The organism is Kaistella yonginensis, assembly GCF_030409525.1.
Lineage (GTDB): Bacteria > Bacteroidota > Bacteroidia > Flavobacteriales > Weeksellaceae > Kaistella > Kaistella yonginensis.
In genome coordinates this window covers 1-19,527 of record NZ_JAUFQB010000002.1, presented here as the reverse complement: position 1 = coordinate 19,527, position 19,527 = coordinate 1, and the positions used below count along the sequence as shown (strand labels likewise).

Here is a 19,527-nt window from a genome sequence, read left to right as displayed (position 1 = left end):
TTTTCCCTTCCGTCTTCGCATAGTTCTTCGCATCTCCACTTTTTTTAAAAGATCCATCAAAATGATAATCGATTTTTCTACACAACACCTACCCACCCCTAAAACCGAATTTGAAAAGCAAGTTCTTTCTTACTTAACGACTTGGTTTGATGATTCTGCAACCGTTAAGGTTCAAACTTCAGGCTCAACTGGAACGCCCAAGGTATTCGACGTTGAAAAAAAAAGAATGCGTCATTCAGCAAAAAAAACGAATGATATTTTAGGTTTAAAAAATGGGGATTCTGCAATACTCTGTCTGCCAGTTGATTATATTTCGGGGAAAATGATGGTCGTGCGGGCAATCGAAAGAAACTTAAAATTGGTGGTAAAAACGCCTTCTATAAATCCACTCATCGATTTAAACGAAAAAATTACATTCTGCGCAATGTCGCCACTTCAGGTAGAAAATGCACTGGACAAAATTCATTTGATTAAAATTATCATCATCGGTGGAGCAGCGGTTTCTGAAACTTTGAAAAATAAAATTAGAAAACAGCTCAATTCTCAAATTGAACCAACCCGTCTCTATGAAACCTACGGCATGTCGGAAACGCTTTCCCATATTGCTTTAAAGGAAATCTATCCCACCCAAGTGAAGTATTTTAGTGTTTTAGATGATATTGAAATTTCAATAGATGAAAGGGGTTGTTTACAAATATTTGCGCCGAAACTCAACCCAGAACTCATTATAACGAATGACTTAGTTGAGGTAAAAAACCGAAAATCATTTAAATTTTTGGGAAGAATTGATCACGTTATTAATTCTGCTGGGTTAAAGATTTATCCCGAACAACTAGAATCGTTGGTAAAACAAGAAATTGACAATGAACTTGTTTTTCTCGGAATTGCAGATGAAGTACTGGGACAAAAATTAGTTTTACTCATTGAAGGCGAGGAAAACGAATCTATTACAAAACGATTAGACCACATCTCCTATCCTACAAAAAACCATCAGCCCAAAGAAATTATCTTTATTAAAAATTTTCCCAGAATTCCGAATGGAAAAGTAAATCGTAAAGAATTACTACATTTGCTTTAGACCTTATCGTTGTTGCATGAAAGATTTTACCAAAGAATTGATGTACAAGACCTCCCGCAGCAGTGGTGCAGGTGGTCAAAACGTGAATAAAGTCGAGACATCTGTAACCGTGATGTGGAATGTTTGGGAGAGTGGCAGTTTTTCAATTGAAGCAAAAGAGATGATCTGCGATAAACTCAAAAACCGCATTAACAGTGAAGGAATTCTGCAACTGACGGTTTCTGAAAGTCGCACGCAACTTCAAAATAAAAAAATGGCCACAGATCGGATTTTATTGCTCGTAGAAAAATCGCTCTTTATTCCAAAATCTCGCAAAGCAAGCAAACCTTCCCGCTCAAAAATCGAGAAAAGGATTAAAGCAAAAAAGCAACTTTCTGAGAAAAAAGAAAATCGCAGGTTTAAAGGAGACTAATCTAAAGCCTATTTACCAGTCACACTCATTATATTTTAATGGTGTCAAGATTTTAAACTTTGACACGGTTCTGCTCGTTGCAAAAACAGGAGTTTGTTTTTAATCTTATAAATAGAGATTTGCTCGAAAGACAAACTACGCTTTATTCTAGCCCAGATTGCAGCGGCATCCTCTGGCTCGTCTTTCGGACGAGCCAGAGATAGAGCGGAAAGCTGGACAGGTCTCTATAAAAAGCATAAAAGGCAATGCTCCTAAAGAAATTCTTAAAATTGATTATCTTTGCTAAAATCAAAAAATTATGAGTAAACCGATTACGGAATTTATCGAAAAATATTACCTGCATTTTAATTCTGCAGCTTTGGTAGATGCTTCAAAAGGATATGTTGCCCATTTAAAAGATGGCGGAAAAATGATGATCACTCTGGCGGGTGCAATGTCCACCGCGGAGATTGGAAAAATTTTAGCTGAAATGATTCGCGAAGATAAAGTGCATATTATTTCTTGTACTGGAGCGAATTTAGAAGAGGACTTAATGAATTTGGTCGCACACTCTCATTACAAACGTGTACCAAATTATCGTGATTTAACACCGCAGGAAGAGTGGGATTTAATGGAAAAAGGATTGAATCGGGTGACGGACACGTGCATTCCAGAAGAGGAAGCGTTCCGAAGATTGCAAGAGCATATCGTGAAGATTTGGAAAGATGCGGAAGCCGCTGGCGAGCGTTTTTTCCCGCATGAATATATGTACAAAATGATTTTGTCCGGAGTTTTGGAGCAGTATTATGAAATTCCGAGAGAGAACTCCTGGATGATTGCTGCGGCAGAGAAAAACCTACCGATTGTTGTTCCAGGCTGGGAAGATTCCACGATGGGAAATATTTTCTCAAGCTACTGTATCAAAGGTGAATTAAAGCCTTCTACCGTGAAATCTGGAATTGAATACATGATGTATTTGGCAGATTGGTACCCTAAAAATTCAGGTGGAAAAGGCGTTGGATTCTTCCAAGTTGGTGGTGGAATCGCTGGAGATTTCCCAATTTGTGTGGTCCCGATGTTGTATCAAGATATGGAAATGACGGATACACCATTTTGGTCGTATTTCTGTCAGATTTCTGATTCTACGACTTCTTACGGGTCGTATTCAGGAGCTGTTCCGAATGAAAAAATCACGTGGGGAAAACTGGACATCACTACACCGAAGTTTATCGTTGAAAGCGATGCAACGATTTGTGCACCGCTGATGTTCTCTTATATATTGGAGAATTCTTAAAATTTAGATGTTAGATGTTAGATGTTAGAAAACTAAATTTTAAATTATAATTATAATTACGCCTTTAAATAGGCGTATTTTTTTTGTCGTATTTTCTTGTGCTGCTTTTAGTTTCCTGCTTAAAGTATGATGAAGATAAATCAACTAATCCAAAGAATTAATCACCACATAATACCGATAAGCCAATATTCCTTTTTGAAATTTGTTCATTTTCAAGGGATCTTGTCCCCCTAGTTTTGGTAAAACTTTCTTATTGATTTTATTAAGAATTATAAAGAATTTTTTTTTCATAACTTTTATATTTGTAGATTCTAATGTACAAAATTAACATTAAATTAACAAAGTGAACGAGCTATTCAAAAAACAGGTTTTTGAAATCATCATGCTGATTCCGGAAGGAAGAGTGACGAGTTATGGCGCGATTGCAAGAGCGGTTGGGTATCCGAATCATGCAAGACATGTCGGAAACGCTTTGCGGAATTATGAGGAAGATTTTCCGGCGCATCGCGTTTGCAATGCGTCTGGGAGAATTACAGCAAGTTGCCTTCGCGATTTTGTAGGAAAATTAAAAATTGAAGGCGTGGAAGTGAACGAGGGAAAAATTCAGAATTTTAAAGAAGTATTTTGGAATCCGTTGGAAGAATTGTAAAAATACACGAGCCACGAAGTGGCGCCTTAACAAAGCATAGGATAAAATCCTATGAAATTCAACCAAACTCACAATGAAAATCATATGAAACAGGACCATGGAAATTAGCCTTAAAAAACCTTGTCAGGGTTTTAAACCCTGACAAGGTTATAAGTTATAAGTACCAAACAAAAAAATATTTTAGTTTTTGTCTGCTATCCAATTACTTACTCAACTGCTGATAACTTCTCTGAATAAATTCTGTCAGATCTTTTCCTTTCAGCAAATTCTGAGAAAGTTTCGCCAAATCTAAAGCATATTTAATTTTAGAATTTTTCTCTTCTGCATTATCATTTTTCAGAATTTCTGCGGCCAATTCGCTGTTAGAATTCACCACCAAATTATACATTTCCGGGAAGCCGCTCATTCCAAACATTCCGCCACCACCCGTCGCCTGCATATCTTTCATTCTGCGCATAAATTCTGGTTGTGTAATCATGAACGGAGCTTCCGAACTTCCCAAGTCTTCTACTTGAACAGAGAATTTAGTGTCGTTGACTGCTTCTTCGATGTTTTTCTTCAATGATTCTTTTTCAGTTTCATTCAATTTAGAAATCGCAGCATCATCTTTTTTAATTAAATTATTGAGGTGATCGGCATCAACTCTGGCAAAAGAAATTTTTTCCTTGCTTTGTTCTAGTTTTTGAATCAAATGAGGAACGATTGGCGAATCCAACAGCAATACTTCATAACCTTTATCTTTCGCAGACTGAATATAACTGTGCTGCTCATCTGCGTTGGTTGAGTAAAGAATCACAAAATTTCCATCTTTATCAGTTTGCATTGGTTTTACTTGCTCTTCCAATTCTGACCATAAATAATATTTTCCTTCGGTTGTTGGGTATAATGCAAACTTGTCCGATTTATCAAAGAATTTATCTTCAGAGATCATTCCGTATTCAATCACGATTTTAATGTCGTTCCATTTTTTCTCGTAATCTTCACGGTTTTCATTAAATAAAGAAGCCATTTTATCTCCAACTTTTTTGGTGATGTACGAAGATATTTTCTTCACCGCACCATCAGCTTGTAAGTAAGAACGCGAAACGTTCAACGGAATATCCGGAGAATCGATCACACCGCGCAATAGCATTAAGAAATCAGGTACAATTCCTTTCACCTCATCGGTTACATACACCTGATTTTGGTACAATTGAATTTTATCTTTCTCAATATTTAAACCGTTGGTCAATTTCGGGAAATAAAGAATTCCAGTTAAATTGAACGGATAATCAACATTCAAATGAATATTAAATAAAGGCTCCTCAAATTGCATTGGATACAACTCATGGTAGAATTCTTTGTAATCAGCATCAGAAAGTTCGCTAGGAGTTTTTGTCCAGGCCGGAGTTGGATTATTAATGATATTATCAACTTGTACCGTTTCTGCTTTTGCATCTTCAGCAGCGTCTTCCGCTAAAGGTAAAGTCTCCGTTTTCGTTCCAAATTTAATTGGAACGGGCATGAATTTATTATACTTCAAAAGCAATTCACGAATTCTTGATTCCTCCAAAAATTCTGTAGAATCTTCGGCGATATGAAGAACAATCTCAGTTCCTCTGTCCGTTTTGTCGTTTGTATCTTCCAAAGTATATTGTGGACTTCCATCACAGATCCAACGAACTGCTGGCTCCTCTTTGTAAGATTTAGTAAGAATCTCCACTTTCTCAGCCACCATAAAAGCCGAGTAAAATCCAAGACCAAAATGACCAATAATTCCAGAATCTTTTACCGAATCTTTGTATTTTTCTAAAAATTCTTCCGCTCCGGAAAAAGCAACCTGATTGATGTATTTTTCAACTTCGGCTCCGGTCATCCCAATTCCCTGGTCAATGATGGTTAAAGTTTTTGCGTCTTTATCAATTTTCACTTCAATTTTCGGTTGGCCGTAATCCGTTTTAATTTCTCCAATGCTGGTTAAATGTTTCAACTTCAAAGTCGCATCCGTTGCATTAGAAATCAGTTCACGCAAAAATATTTCGTGATCGCTGTACAAAAACTTCTTAATTAAGGGAAAAATATTTTCCACCGATACATTAATATTTCCTTTTGTCATGTTAATTGATTTTTAAATTATGCAGTTGAGTTCTCAAATAAAACACCAATCTCCTCAAAGTGACACATTGTCAATTTTTTTTGGGCAAACCCCGATTTGATTGAAGAGTAAGTTTTTTGAACGAATGAAAGCGCTTTAATTTCTTCGTTGAAAAGAATAAATGCCTGATCTTTTAGCCCCGATTGAACGGTTTGTTTGAGCTCTTTTTTGCGAATAACCACTTTTCTTTTATGCTAAAGTTTTGGTCGCAAAAAAAGCGAGTAGTGAAAGCGGGACCGGTTTGGAAAGAAACCAAAATCTAACTGCTCCTCATTCAACATAAAAAAAGACAGCGTAATCGCTGCCTTAAATCTAAGTCTTTCAAATATCAAATCGACATTTTATGCTTTTTTATTTTTAATCTCTTCTCTGATTTTTGCTTCCAGTTCATCTGCAAGTTCAGGATTATCTTTCAGCATATCTCTTACTGCATCACGACCTTGACCCAATTTCGTCTCTGCATAACTGAACCAAGAACCACTTTTTTTAACGATTCCCATGTCCACGGCTGCATCTAATATTTCACCAGTTTTAGAAATACCTTCCCCGTACATAATATCAAACTCTGCAATTTTAAATGGAGGTGCGACTTTGTTTTTTACAATCTTCACTTTTACACGACTACCTACTGCCTCATCGCCTGTTTTAATCGGCGCACTTGCTTTTCTAATGTCAATCCTTACCGAAGCGTAAAACTTCAAAGCATTTCCACCCGTAGTCGTTTCTGGATTTCCAAACATTACTCCAATTTTCTCTCTCAACTGATTGATGAAAATCACCGTACATTTCGTTTTAGAAATTGTTCCTGTTAATTTTCTCAATGCCTGAGACATCAGTCGTGCATGAAGACCCATTTTAGAATCGCCCATTTCGCCTTCAATCTCCGCTTTCGGAGTCAAAGCTGCCACCGAGTCAATCACCACAATATCGACCGCTCCAGAACGGATTAAGTTATCGGCAATTTCCAACGCTTGTTCCCCATTGTCTGGCTGAGAAATTATTAAATCGTCTAAATTAATTCCTAATTTTTTAGCATATCCTCTATCAAATGCATGTTCAGCATCGATAAAAGCAGCAATTCCGCCCGCTTTTTGCGCTTCTGCAATGGCGTGCAAAGTTAAAGTCGTTTTACCAGAAGATTCGGGCCCATAGATTTCAATCACTCTTCCTCTTGGGTAACCACCCACTCCTAAGGCTAAATCCAATCCTAATGACCCAGACGGAATCACCTCAATAGAAGTATCCGCAGAGGCGTCTCCCAAGGTCATTACGGTTCCCTTGCCATAGGTTTTATCCAATTTCTCAAGCACCAAAGCCAGTGCTTTTTTCTTATCTTCGATACTGCTCATTTGTAAAATTATTTTTTCAAAAATACGGAATTAAAATTTGAAAATAAATCATTTAAAATTATAATTCTTACTTTTTTCAAATAATTGTTTAGAATTAATTGTTTGATAAGAAAATATTTTTTAGATTTGCACCACCAAAATAATGACAGACCCATGGTGTAACGGTAGCACTCCGGTTTTTGGTACCGTCAGTTGGGGTTCGAATCCCTGTGGGTCTACAAACAACGCTGTAAATCAGCAACTTAACATTATTAGGGACTAAATCAGGGACTAACGTTCCTGATTTTTTATTTTAACAATTTTGTGCATCAAAATATTGAATGCTACCTCCGAGCAGAATTTCTAAAATAATTGTCTGTATTTATGTAATTGTTTTTTGCTTGATCATTCTCCGTTTGCTTTTTTGAATCTATTTTTACATCAGAAATATTATTCTGAAAAAGCATTTCATTTTCAAGTTTCCTTTCTTTTACAAAATCCATATTATCACTCAATTCCAATCTCAATTTTCTCTCCTCTTCATATTGTTCAATTAAATCTGCTTCCGTAAAAGGTAATGCTTCCAGTTTTTCATCTATTTTGGCGATATTTTCGGCGGTAGTTTGAGTTTGCTTTTCTATTTCAGTTACATTTACACCTTTTTCAGATAGTTTAAAAATAGTACTTTGTACTTCTGCTTTTGCTAAATCTATATTTCGTCGGTAAGATACCAATTGCGTTTCCCAATAAGACGCATTTACGTCTTCGCTATTTTTGGAATATTCTAAAATTCTCTGATACGCATTTTCCGCTTTATAGACCTCTGATTGTACTTTTGTAAAATCTTCGTATTTCCGTAATACAAAAGCATTATCTGCAAGAAATTTATTCTTCTCGCTTTCTAACTTTTTCTTCAGCAATTCAATTTCAATTTTGGCTCTAGTTTCCGGATTGGTAATGATAGAAGTTTTGAGTTCTTGGGTACTTATATCCGAAATATCTAAAACATTAGCACCTTTTTTCATTGCTTCCAAATATCTTGCCTGTTTTGCTTGCAATTTTTGCAACATAAAAACATCAATACTATCATTGGTCAGCATAAAATTGATTCTCACATTTTCATTTTTGTTACCTTGTCTCCACGCTCTTCCTTCTACTTGTCTTAAAGAAGTGAAATTGTAAGGTAAAGTTAGGAGATACACATCGGTTGTCTTTTCTTGCAAATTCATTCCTTCTTGAATGGCTTCACTTCCAATTACTATTTTAATTTTTCCTGAATTGAAATTATCTTGTATTGCTACTCGCTGTTTTTTAGGTGTGCTTCCTGTAATTATTCCTACTTCTTCAGGAGAGTAATTCAATTCTTTTATTAAATATTCTTTCAATTTCGGAAATTGTGCTACGGCTAATTCAGAATAAATAATCTGTCCAGAATCTGGAAGGTCATTTTTATTTTGCCGAATGAGATTCATTGTTTCTTTTAATTTTGGAGAGTTTTCTATAAATTCTTTCAAGGTTGGTTCTACCCCTTCATAATAGATTGATAGATAGGGAGAAAATGCAATTAATCGTGCGTTGAGAATATGAGTTAGAATTGCACCTTTTGCATCATCATCGAAATTTTGATTCAATAAATCATATTGTTCTTTTGTCAAATCATTTTGCTCAATTTTGTATTCTTTATTTATTTTGTTTGGACGAATTAACTCCAAATTATCTTCCTCCCCTTTAATATCGATAAATTCAGAAAGCAATTGTTGGAATAATTGATTGTTTTTAAATCTTCGCACATTTGGTTTGAACTTAACATCACCTTTCGCATCAATTTCCATATCGTTATCCGCTTCCATAAAGGTTTCAAAGAATGTATTCACGTTAAAATAACCTGATTCTTCTAATCTTTTATTGGCGATTAATGACAAAATAGAATAATATTCCAAAGGTTTGTTGGTAAAAGGTGTTGCTGAAAGTAGCGTTACATTTCTGCCATTTTGCTTTTTTTGAATGTATTGACAAGCCATCCAAGTATTGATTCCCAATTTCGAGGTTTGTTGGTTTTGATTTCGAAAATCTGAAGAAAATCTACGATCTTCAATTCTGACTTTTCCAATGATGTGATTGGCATTATGAACTTCATCGTAAGTCAAATGGTCAAATCCAAAATCTTCCCAATCGTAAATTTTCCCACGTTTCATTTTGCCTTCAATTTCTTTTTCTTTCTGTAATTCAATTTGAAAATCTCTTTCTGTGTTGGTTACACTTTTGAGTTCATTGGCAGAAATGTAATTGAATTTTGACGATAATTCTTCGGTGATTTCATTTGAAAATCCAATATTATTAAATCCTTCATAAGTAACAATGGTAATCTCTCCTTTTTTATTATCAAATTTTGACAAGTCATAATCTTTACCAAGATTGCCTAAAACATTCACTTTTGCATTTGGAATGGTTTCAAAAATAGTTTCTACCCATTGTTTTAAAATACTATCATTTGGGACTACAATTAATGGTTTTTTCGCATTTCCCCTTTCCATTGCTTCGTGCATTGAAAGAATTCCAGAAAGAGTTTTTCCAAAACCTACTTCGTGTGCTAAAAGTCCCACTCCTTTTGTAGTTTGCCGTCCAATTCCTGATTTTTGAACTTCCGTCAATCTTAATGCTACACCTTTAAAATTTTGATGAATTTTAGAAAATAATGGAAATTTTGAATAATCTGGAACGTGAATATTATTGTAATTCCGGTTAAAGTCTTTCACAAATCGCTCTCTTAAATCATCAGAAAGTTCTTCTCTAATAAATTTTGAAAACAAATCATTTGCTGCGGCTTTTCTTCGTTCCCGAACTAATGCATTTCTTTCTTTATCGCTTCCTGTAACGCTTTCGTTATCCACGAAACTTCTAACTTCCCAGGATGAAGAACCTGCAAAAGCATCGCTCGGAAGATTGCTGACAAAATCTTTGAATTTTTCTGCAAGATTATATTCAACAATTACCGTTTCAGTTTCTCTTTTTTCATGATTGTATTGCTCTTTTTCAATATTGCCCAATTTAAATTGATGAACAAATTCGTGATTTGGATTCACAGATATTTCATCTAAATTTTTATGTTTTGGTAAAACATTTTCTAATAGTTTTTTTTGTTTCTGGTATTGTAGCGGATTTAAGTCAGTGTAATTCTTTTTTTGAAAATCTGCTTCTAATTGCTCCAGTTTAGAATAAATATTTCCTTCTGCATAATAGAAATCGTGAATCCATTTTCCATCGCTAAAATTAGCAAATTGCAAATGCTTTTGATGATTTTTCAATGTTCCATCATAGGAAGTATCTCTAAATGCGGAAATTTGTTCCGGAGAAATATTCGGATTATTTTGCAGCGAACTTTCTACAATTGGATCTTCTTTGCTAAATTGATATTTTAAAATACCTTTCTTGATTAAAGGTTGCGATTGAACTTCATATTCAGCACTTTGTATATTTTGAGATTGTAGAATTTTGTCTGCTTTTTCAACAATTTCTTTAAGTTTGACATCGGAAAATGTTTTAGCGTTTTCTGCAATCTGATTTTTAAATCTTTCAAATTTTTTGATCTCACTATTGATAGACGGAGATTTGAATTTAATCTCATTGAGTTTTAAAAGCACTTCCTCTATTTTGCCAATCACAAAATTCGTAGAAGTTTCAGAAGTAGTTTCTAACTTTTCTAATTCTTTTTTAATCTGTTCTGGTTGAATATTTTTAGAATTATTCTCCTCTATATTGAATTCTTCATTCTCTAAATCATCGAAAAGATTTCCAATTCTATAGGTTTCTTTTTTGTTTTGAAGGTTTTCCAACAAAATAAGTGCTTCATCCAAACTACCATAAACGTAGTTTTCTAAGCTCCCAAATCGATTGGTTTTTTCTCTGATTTCCCCTAAAATGTTTTGAGGATTTTTCTCGAAATAATTAGATAAATCTTGATTGCGATTTTGTTGATTTTTTTTGAGAATAATGATATCAACGCCGATTTGTGTTCCCGCAAATACACCACTTGGTAAACGGTACGCATTTATTAAATCGAAATTATTTGATTTCGATTGTCGATTGAGCCATCCAGAAGGTAAAACCATTGCTAAAATTCCGCCCTCCTTTAAAGAATCCATTCCACGTTTTACAAAATAATCTTCATATTTAGAAATTTTTGGTTCTTCTCCTAAACCTTTGTATAAACCGCGATGTTCGCCATAAGGAGGATTGCCGAGAATTAAATCGTATTTCTCAAGATAATCTGCTTCTTCTTTTTTTGTTCCGTTTTCTTCAATAAATTCAGTTTCGAAAGAACGAAGATTGATGTCTATTTTTGGATTAAATATTTTAGCAATTTTAGCAGTAACATCATTAATTTCAAAAGCAGTAATCTCAATTTTTTTTGCTAATCCTACCGAAGCATTGATGAAATTTCCTGTTCCTACACTCGGTTCTAAAACTGAAATTTCATCTTTATTTTTAAAATGAACTTTAATTAAATTTTGAACGGCATCTACAATTCTGCTATCCGTATAATATTCATCTAAAATTCCACGTCCATCTTTTGCTATTCCACCAGATTTGTATTGATTGCAAATGTCTTTTAAATCATCTGTGATTATTAAATTTTCTAAAAGCAAAATTTTCTTATCATCCGAAACAAAACAAGCCACAGAAACTACTTCTGCGACTTGCACATTGGATAATTTTTGACCTTTATATTTTTGAATAAGGTCTTCTAATAATTGTAAATTTTTTGAAGATTTTAATAATCCTCCGTCCAATTCGTTTTCTCTGCCTTCATTTTTTTCAACATCATTTTGTTGTGAATTTCCAATGGATTCATTTCCGTTTCTTGTTGATAAATCGAACCCGTTTCCGCTTGTAAGTCCATTTCCAACATTGTTGCTGCCCAAAATTTGTCGGCTTCCAGAATTTTCGCTTTGCTCGGATTGGCTGCTTTTGCCAGATTCTCCAAAATTTCTTCTAGAAAATTGGGATCCCAAGTGCTGAGCGTTGGAAATTCTTTCTGATTGAGTTCTATCGTTTTCATTTAATGGAATCTTTTGTTCTACTAAATTAAGATTTTTATTTTGAATTTTTATTTTATTTTGCAAATAATCATTCAGGTCATTATTTCCTTTTTCTGAAATACTGTACAACAATCGAATATCTTTTATTTCTTTACCAATAAGGGATTCGGTAATTTTTTGTGTTGCCAAATCTCCAGCTCGATCACCATCAAGGCAAAGAAAAATTTTTCCATCATAATTTTGATACCTATCCAGAAATTTATCAAGATTTGTTACCGAATTGAGCGTGACCAAAGTTCTATTATTTTTCTGATTATTGGCTTTCAACAATTGTATAAAGGATAAAGTATCAGTAATTCCTTCAAACACAATTACCTCGTTTTTCTCACCTTTTAATTCAATAATATCATTGTCGCCAATTTTGCTTTTCATCAATGGATTTCGGACTTCAAAACCTCCTGAAAGATTTTCTATACCAATTCCAAAATATTTTTTATCTCCAATTTGATAATGAACTTGCTTGGTATTGTCCACCAAAACTTGTTTAGAAATACCTCTTTCTTCAAAATAGGAAAGCAGTTTTTCATTATTTGGTCGAAGTATATTAGTGATTTCTGCTTTTGAGGATTTTACATCAAAATTATCTAAATTCATTTGCACTTCTTTTATATTATTTATTGATACTTGAGACTGGCCATTAAAGTTTTTTAAAAATTTTATGGCATCTTTCCAATCTAATTTTTCAAATTCCATCACTGCTTTTATGATTTGTCCTCCTTCGTCAGATTTAAAATCAAAATAGCCATTATCCGAAACCGAAAACTTATTGTAATCTGTTTTAAAATAAAATTCATTACCAATTTTCTTATCGAAAACGACCTTCTTTTTAGATTCTAAATGTTGGAAATAATCCAGTACTGAAACCTCTTTTGAAATTTCTACTATTTCAATGGGTGTGAAAAAATTAGAATTGGTTTGCATTATTTTTTCTTTTTAACAAACTCATTAAAATCAAAGATTTCTTTGGCTTCAATGTCCCAATTTTTTCTTGATAATAATTGTAGTGTTACGAAAACATCTTTCTCTTTGTTGTAAGAATCTATGCGTTCCAATCTTCCACCATAGTCTTTTTCAACGTGACGATAAATTGAATAAGGCAAAATGGTATCGGTCGGGTAAATGTAAAATCTGGAAAAACTTTCTTTGGAATTGATCTCAAACCTTTTATAATTTTTCTTGAATAAAACCGTATCGCTGATGTTTTTTCGATGTAAGTAGTTTGGAATCCATTCATTAGAAAAAATTGCTCCTGTTTGTTTTTTTACTGTTAAAATTGACTTCTGCGTTTTAAAAATTTCTGAAAGAATGGTGCTTTTACTTTGCTCGGGATTAATTTTGAAGCAGAGCGAATCTTTTATATAAAAAATTTGGGCAGTTATTTCTGGAAAAGTCAGATCGGGTATCACTTCAATTAAATCATCATGCAAATAATTCAATCGAGAAATATGAAAATTTTGCACTTTATTTAAACCTTTTGAAGCATCTACATAAACATTCGAGATGAGATCTATCCCACCTTTTTCTGGTTTAATTTCTTTATTACAAGCGATTACTAGAAATAAAAAAGAGGAAAATACGATAATCTTATACTTCAAAATGAATTCTTCTCTTTTCAATTTGCTTTTAAAATTTTTAAACATAATTTTTTGAATTAAATAAAAAGCGATAAATCTTTCAAAAATTTACCGCTATTCTGTTTTGTTTAAGGATAAATTTCTAACGTTTAATACTTTGTTCCTTTACATTGCTTTTGTCGTGTTTATTATCATTTTCTAAACCTTCAAGTGGTTTGTTGGTATTGATTCTGTTCATATCCTGATCATAAATATTCAAGTTTTTGTATTGCGGATTGAGCACGGCTTTTCCCTCTAAAACCTGATCATCGATTTCATATTTCACTTTAACAATATTTCCTTTTTCTAAAGATTTTATGGTACTTTCTCGATATTCTGGCTTGTCAAAAATCAGATTAGATTTTTCTACAATTTGGTCTGTATCTACTCCGTAATTTTTATAAAAATTCTGAAAAATATAATTTCCCTTCTCGGTTTTTGGTTCGTCAAAGTTTAGTTTTACAAAGGCAGGTTCTAACTGATCTGACTTTGGATTGTGGAATTCAATTTTTACCGTGCGACCTTCCAATAGATTAACTGCTTCTTTTGCTGTAAAAGTGTTTTCTCGGTTTACAGGAAAATTATGAGATATTTCTTCTCCTCTATCGTCTTTTAAAACTGCTTGATATGAATTAAAAAACACACCGCCACTTTCAGTTTTATTGAATTTTAAAGTGAAATCTACCTCATTTCCTGGCATTGCTTTATCTGATTTCGTTTTGATTTCAAATTGTTGTTCCACAGAATTTATTCCTGCCTCTAAATCTTTGTGAAGTTTTTCACCTTCACCAAAACCAAGATATTTCAGTTGATTTTGTAAATACTCTTCTTGATTGAATTCTTTCTTTTCCATAATTTTTGGGTTTAAATTGTTAAGTTCTTTATTTTGTTGATTGGGTTTTACTTGAGAATAGGATTTTGTATTATTTATTTTGTTGCCATATTGTGAGATTGCTTCATTACTGATATTGCTTCCTTTTGACATATCTTTTAGCAAACCTTGGTCAGCAAATGAATCATATATTTTTCTACCATTTGCGCTTTTAAAAAGCAGTGCATCTATAATTTCGATTCCTGAATAATTCAACTTTTGATTGTAGGAATTGATTTCTTCGGGCGTGATATTGTTTCCGTAAAGAATACATTTTGCACCACCAAACTTCACCACTTTTCCTACGATAAAATCTGCTTGATTTTCTGGTGGCATTATGAATTTTCCAACAATATTCAGTTGATTATTGATTAAAAGCAGTTCCGTTTTATCGGAAACTCCGAATTTTTGAGACGTGATGAATTTTGCAATATCCGCAGAACTTGAAATGCTTTGTGGTTGAAAATTCTCTACCAATACTTGTTTACTGAAGGAATATGGTTGAATTGGTTTGAATGAATCATGGTTTGCTTTCATGTGTCTGTGAAATAAATCCAATTCATTGAAAACCACATATTTTCCACTTCTTAAGTTGATGATAATCCCATCATTTACCGTAATATTCGTGTCTTGCAGCGCATTTTTTAATTTTTCTAAACAGTTGATATCCGCTTTTGAAACCTTCAAATTTCCACTTGGATGATTGTGAACAAGTGTAATAGAATCTGGCTGAACTTCTAAAACATTTCCGATCATGAGTCGGTTATCTACAAATGCTGCATCAAAAGTTCCTGTAGAAATATGCTGAACAAAATAACCTTTATCCTTAAAATCATACACTAAAAAAGCATGTTCTACGGCTTCATCTTCCAGAGATTTAAAAAGCCAAGCAACATCATCGATACTCGTAATTTTTTCATTTCCAAACAGTTGCAACGTATTATTTTCTGCAAATCTCCTTTCAATTAATGCAAAATCTGTGGATTGAAGTGAATCTTGCGGTTCCCGTAAAATATTGGATCCGGCAGCAAAATCGCCAGACTTAAACAATTTAAAGGGTAATTTTTCACCTGCAGATGTTGTAGCATACCTTGTGCTTTCATCTTCCTCAAACGCAAAATTCGAGTTTGCAGATAGTTTCGTTTTCTTTTCTTGAGATGTATTATTTGATTTTTCATCATCTTTTAAAATTTGAGGAAATGCTATTTCAAGTTCTTTTCTAATTTCGTTGATTGGTACAACGGAATGGTAATCTATGAGATGAACTTTCTCGCCTTTCTTTAATCTTACCATTAAAGAATCTCCCGTTTTGAAATGATCATATCCCATTTTCATAAATTCCAGATTGGCGATTGCTTCATCTATGGTAGAAAAATCCATTTTTTGAAAACCTGCTGATTCCCGATTTTCATTGTATTTGCTAATTTCTAATGTGATGCTCATTTTAAAATATTTTATCTTCTAAAACCTCTAGATTTTTGAACTTCTTCCTCTTGTTCTTGAGATTCTTCTTCCCGATTTCGGCTTGCATCTTCGTATAAATCAGGATCATTTACGTCTAGTTGAATGTTAGATTTTTCCTGTTTTTGAGAACGGTTTTCATTTCGAGAAATACTATTTACAGAATTGATTTCTCTTGAAACGATATTCAAATCATTGGTGATTTCTTTCCCAATTTCTGGAAATTGGTCAATTTTGTCTTGTAAAAAACTTTTCAGTTTTAAAAGTTCGGTTTTGTATTTATCAATTTCTATTGCATCTTTTTTGTCCAAGATTATTGCAGTTAATTCAGTTGAGTTTTTGATTAAATCAAATTCCACCACCTTATCCGTTTCTTTATCAAAAACAAATGCCTTTTTTTCAAAATTCATTTCGTTTCCTTCTTTTGAAAGGTCTTGAATGTTCGAATATTCAATACCATTTTTGCTATTGGCAAGTATTTCTGAAATATTTTTATTTCTTTCCAAAAAGATGACTTTCAGTTTGGAATTACTTTCAATCAGTTGAAAAGTTGCTCTGTTTTTATCATTATCGGCTACGATTGTGTACCCTTGAAGGAATTTCTGAATATCTTCCGCAGAAAGTTTTTTGGAAAAGGAATTATCTGGCTCTACAATTCCGTATTTTTTTAAATCGTCGGTTGGTAAATTGTTAGTTTGCATAATGTGTTGCTATTAAATTGTTTGCTTTAATTAAATCGTTTAGAAATCGTATTGGATTGATATAGTTACCGTTTTCACTCACTGAAAAATGTAAATGTGGACCAGTGGAATTTCCAGAATTGCCACTTTTTGCAATGATAAACCCTGCATGTACCCATTCTCCAACTTTGTAGTAGATTTCGGATAAATGGAGATAAGAAGTGACAAATGAATTGGAATGTTTTATTTTAATGTAATTTCCGCCACCTTTGGAATCATAACCTGCATCAATTATTTTTCCATCTAGAACTGCATATACTTTTTCATAGTTTGCTTTTAAATCGGCTCCTTTATGAAATTTTTGTCCACCAAAAATGGGATGTGTGCGATTTCCAAAGGGAGAAGTAACCCAAATTCTGTTCTTTAATGGCATAGAAATTTTGGATATTGTGTTTGAAGGATTATCGTCCAAAAATTCAAATGTTTTTATATTTTTAGAGGTTGTTGATTTGCTCTCAAATTCAATTTTACTTTTGAGTAATTGTATCAAAGAATCTTCTATTTTTTTTAAATTGAATTTATCTTCCTTGTTTTGGCTGTTTTTACTTTCAAATACAACTGTTTTTAGAGAATCAATTTCCTTCTTTAAATCTCCTTTCGTTGTAATATTGAAAAGTTTTTTGAAGGAAGTATTCTTATTTTTTTCATTCTTAAAATCCCTTCTTGTGATTTTATTTTCGCTTGGAAGTACTGAAATGGTTTCCTTTTGACCTATATTTCTTGTCAGTGTATTAAATTGTCCTTTTGCAATTGAATAGGAGAAAACAACTGTAAGAATCAGCACGAATTTTTTTTTAATATTCATCATTCTAATTTTTAACGGTATCATTTACAATCAGTTCTACTTCTTTATTTATCTTTCTAAAATTGGTCATGAGAACTTCTTCTTTTCTATCAATGCCGCGTTTGTCGATAAATGAGTAATAATTGGGCATCGGAACATAGTTTTCTTCCTCTATTTTCAGCGCTTTCATATCTAGATTTATTTTTCCGCTGATTGCAGATGTTTTATATTCTTCAGTATTATTTTCTTCACCTTGTGCAATCATTCCAACCATTTCACCAGTTTTCAATGCTGCAATTTTTCCTGCAGGTATCATAAAATCCATTTTTTCATTGATACTGGTCGAAGTTCCTTGTTGGGAAATAGATTGGGAATAACTTTTCTGTTTGATTTTTCCGAACATTTTTTCCATCCAATCCAAAGTGTTTTTATCTCTTGCAGAGCCAGAAATTATATTTCCCACAATTGCTGAAATCGTATCTGCAACTTCTTTTTTATAGAACTGTCTTAATTGAGGAATCTCTTGAAGTCCTAGCAAAACAGCAATTTTATTGCTTCTTGCAGTTGCCACTACATTGTCAATTTTATGAATGTAAATGGTGGGAAATTCATCGGCTATAATTCCTCCTGGTAAATTATTTTTAGAATTGATTAATCTCAAAGTTCTGTTTAAAACTGAAGAGTACAAAGCGGAATTTATATCTTGTGTACTTGGATCAGATGCTAAAATGATGATGGAAGGATTTTCTGTATCTGTAATTTTTAATTGAACTTCATCACCAGAAAAAACCCAAAAACTTTCTTTGGTTGCCAATCTTGAAAGGAATATTTTTAAAGTTCCAACCTGACCTTCCAATTGATCAAACGCTCTGTTATCATAAGCAGTTTTAAAAGGAGAAAGCAAAGAATAAATTTCTTCGTTGGAAAATAGTGTATCAAAAATATCCTGATAACTTCTATTCATAAATGAGAGAATATGTGGCAAATCTGAATATTTTCCATTCTCAAATTTTGCAAAAAAGTAGATGCAACTGGAAAGAAAATTGATGGCAGATTGCGTGAAAAATGCTTCCGAACCACCACCAGAACTGGAACCTCCCTTTTGCAAAGATGAAACCATAGATTCTGCCATTTCTTGTGCTTCCGCTAATGTTTGAATGTATTCTTGCTTGAAAGGATTGACCCTTTTGGATTTTTCAACTTCATTCAAATTAATAACGTGGAATTGATGTTGGTAATTTTCATCTTTATTTTTCTTCAATAAATAGTGGTAGTAAGCGATTTTTGCCAAATCAGGAAATTTGAAATCATAAATACAAAGACAGAATCCTTTGTCAATCATCTGACGAATTGCAGGATTGATTACACCGAAAGATTTTCCAGATCCTGGTGTTCCGATGACCATTGTTCCTCTGAAGGGATTAATGTTAATCCAACCTTTATTTGTTCGTTTATTAAATCTGAACAAATAGGGAATATTTACCGAAGTATCCGTTTTTACCAATTCTTGATTTTGTGCAAAACTCTCTTCTTCTATATTCCATCGGTCTTTACCCATTTTTTGTTGCATCAATTTTGAAATATTATCGGCTCCCACTTGTGCGATTAATGCACCTAAAAAAGATAATATTGTGTAGATTATTTGGAAGAAATTTAAAGGCGGAATAATCTTGGGCAAATTATTATTTCCTGCTTGCGAAGTGAAAATGAGTGAACCGAACATCAATCCCAAACCAATCAAAATTGGTGTAATGATTTGTTTACCGATATTGAGATCGATTTTCTTTTTCGCCCTAGTTCCTATTGCAACTAATGTGATGAGAATTATCGTGCAAATTTTCGCATTTAATGGTGGATAAAACAATCCCATCTTTGAAAATTTGGTTAATAATTCTGTTACGAATGGAATTTTTGCAGTGATGAAAAACAAAGAAGCACAGTCCAATAAGACGATAAAATAAACCATCTTTTGGAAAAAACGACACTATCCCGTAAAGTGTGTAAGTTGAAAAGTTTGAGGCTTGAATTTTTATAATTTGAGCCTTTCTTCAAATATAAGCATAAATTGATTTAATACAATTCCCC

Annotated in this window: 13 protein-coding genes and 1 tRNA gene; 5 read left to right on the top strand and 9 right to left on the bottom strand. The window is 33.1% G+C overall.

The window, feature by feature from the left end; genetic code table 11:
- Positions 1-61: 61 nt before the first annotated feature.
- The 3 genes from QWY78_RS00090 (at position 62) to QWY78_RS00080 (ending at position 2,763) form a co-directional block, all read left to right on the top strand.
- A complete protein-coding gene (locus QWY78_RS00090) occupies positions 62-1,078 on the top strand; it encodes an AMP-binding protein (protein ID WP_290215639.1) in 1,017 nt (338 codons plus the stop codon).
- 16 nt (positions 1,079-1,094) lie between these two features.
- Positions 1,095-1,490 (top strand): alternative ribosome rescue aminoacyl-tRNA hydrolase ArfB, encoded by a 396-nt coding sequence (arfB, locus tag QWY78_RS00085; RefSeq protein WP_290215638.1) that lies wholly within the window; start codon positions 1,095-1,097, stop codon positions 1,488-1,490.
- A gap of 298 nt (positions 1,491-1,788) precedes the next feature.
- Positions 1,789-2,763 (top strand): deoxyhypusine synthase family protein, encoded by a 975-nt coding sequence (locus QWY78_RS00080; protein WP_290215637.1) that lies wholly within the window; start codon positions 1,789-1,791, stop codon positions 2,761-2,763.
- 144 nt (positions 2,764-2,907) lie between these two features.
- Here QWY78_RS00080 and QWY78_RS00075 read toward each other — a convergent pair whose 3' ends face one another.
- Positions 2,908-3,054: a hypothetical protein gene (locus tag QWY78_RS00075; protein WP_290215636.1), complete on the bottom strand. Its 147-nt coding sequence runs from the start codon at positions 3,052-3,054 to the stop codon at positions 2,908-2,910.
- Between the two features lie 52 nt (positions 3,055-3,106).
- On the opposite strand from QWY78_RS00075, the gene QWY78_RS00070 reads away from it, so the two are divergent.
- Complete coding sequence (locus QWY78_RS00070) at positions 3,107-3,412, top strand: MGMT family protein (RefSeq protein ID WP_290215635.1); 306 nt, start codon at positions 3,107-3,109, stop codon at positions 3,410-3,412.
- 202 nt (positions 3,413-3,614) lie between these two features.
- On the opposite strand, the gene htpG is transcribed toward QWY78_RS00070, so the two are convergent.
- Together htpG and recA are read right to left on the bottom strand one after the other, a co-directional pair.
- Positions 3,615-5,507: a molecular chaperone HtpG gene (gene htpG, locus QWY78_RS00065; protein ID WP_290215634.1), complete on the bottom strand. Its 1,893-nt coding sequence runs from the start codon at positions 5,505-5,507 to the stop codon at positions 3,615-3,617.
- A 380-nt stretch (positions 5,508-5,887) separates the two neighbouring features.
- Entirely contained in the window at positions 5,888-6,895 is a 1,008-nt protein-coding gene (gene recA, locus QWY78_RS00060; RefSeq protein ID WP_290215633.1) for a recombinase RecA, read from the bottom strand.
- A gap of 147 nt (positions 6,896-7,042) precedes the next feature.
- Between recA and QWY78_RS00055 the strand changes: the two genes are divergently transcribed.
- Positions 7,043-7,113: transfer RNA gene (locus QWY78_RS00055), tRNA-Gln, on the top strand.
- Between the two features lie 105 nt (positions 7,114-7,218).
- On the opposite strand, the gene QWY78_RS00050 is transcribed toward QWY78_RS00055, so the two are convergent.
- From QWY78_RS00050 to QWY78_RS00025, 6 genes are all read right to left on the bottom strand, one after another.
- Positions 7,219-12,894 carry a DUF8464 domain-containing protein gene (locus tag QWY78_RS00050; RefSeq protein ID WP_290215632.1) on the bottom strand — a complete coding sequence of 1,892 codons (5,676 nt, stop codon included), beginning with the start codon at positions 12,892-12,894 and terminating at the stop codon, positions 7,219-7,221.
- Positions 12,894-13,613, bottom strand: a complete 720-nt coding sequence (locus QWY78_RS00045) for a hypothetical protein (protein ID WP_290215631.1) — start codon at positions 13,611-13,613, stop codon at positions 12,894-12,896. The genes QWY78_RS00050 and QWY78_RS00045 overlap by 1 nt, the downstream gene beginning before the upstream one ends.
- Before the next feature lie 76 nt (positions 13,614-13,689).
- Entirely contained in the window at positions 13,690-15,900 is a 2,211-nt protein-coding gene (locus QWY78_RS00040; protein WP_290215630.1) for a JAB domain-containing protein, read from the bottom strand.
- A gap of 11 nt (positions 15,901-15,911) precedes the next feature.
- Positions 15,912-16,619: a hypothetical protein gene (locus QWY78_RS00035; protein WP_290215629.1), complete on the bottom strand. Its 708-nt coding sequence runs from the start codon at positions 16,617-16,619 to the stop codon at positions 15,912-15,914.
- Positions 16,609-17,466: a M23 family metallopeptidase gene (locus QWY78_RS00030; protein WP_290215628.1), complete on the bottom strand. Its 858-nt coding sequence runs from the start codon at positions 17,464-17,466 to the stop codon at positions 16,609-16,611. Before QWY78_RS00030 ends, QWY78_RS00035 begins: the two co-directional genes overlap by 11 nt.
- A gap of 1 nt (position 17,467) precedes the next feature.
- Entirely contained in the window at positions 17,468-19,408 is a 1,941-nt protein-coding gene (locus tag QWY78_RS00025) for a type IV secretion system DNA-binding domain-containing protein (protein ID WP_290215627.1), read from the bottom strand.
- Positions 19,409-19,527 lie beyond the last annotated feature (119 nt).

Coding starts and splice junctions, on each gene's coding strand:
- QWY78_RS00040 (WP_290215630.1), bottom strand. CDS start 15,900: ATGAGCATCACATTAGAAATTAGCAAATACAATGAAAATCGGGAATCA.
- QWY78_RS00045 (WP_290215631.1), bottom strand. CDS start 13,613: ATGTTTAAAAATTTTAAAAGCAAATTGAAAAGAGAAGAATTCATTTTG.
- QWY78_RS00030 (WP_290215628.1), bottom strand. CDS start 17,466: ATGATGAATATTAAAAAAAAATTCGTGCTGATTCTTACAGTTGTTTTC.
- QWY78_RS00025 (WP_290215627.1), bottom strand. CDS start 19,408: ATGGTTTATTTTATCGTCTTATTGGACTGTGCTTCTTTGTTTTTCATC.
- htpG (WP_290215634.1), bottom strand. CDS start 5,507: ATGACAAAAGGAAATATTAATGTATCGGTGGAAAATATTTTTCCCTTA.
- arfB (WP_290215638.1), top strand. CDS start 1,095: ATGAAAGATTTTACCAAAGAATTGATGTACAAGACCTCCCGCAGCAGT.
- QWY78_RS00080 (WP_290215637.1), top strand. CDS start 1,789: ATGAGTAAACCGATTACGGAATTTATCGAAAAATATTACCTGCATTTT.
- QWY78_RS00035 (WP_290215629.1), bottom strand. CDS start 16,619: ATGCAAACTAACAATTTACCAACCGACGATTTAAAAAAATACGGAATT.
- QWY78_RS00090 (WP_290215639.1), top strand. CDS start 62: ATGATAATCGATTTTTCTACACAACACCTACCCACCCCTAAAACCGAA.
- QWY78_RS00075 (WP_290215636.1), bottom strand. CDS start 3,054: ATGAAAAAAAAATTCTTTATAATTCTTAATAAAATCAATAAGAAAGTT.
- QWY78_RS00050 (WP_290215632.1), bottom strand. CDS start 12,894: ATGCAAACCAATTCTAATTTTTTCACACCCATTGAAATAGTAGAAATT.
- recA (WP_290215633.1), bottom strand. CDS start 6,895: ATGAGCAGTATCGAAGATAAGAAAAAAGCACTGGCTTTGGTGCTTGAG.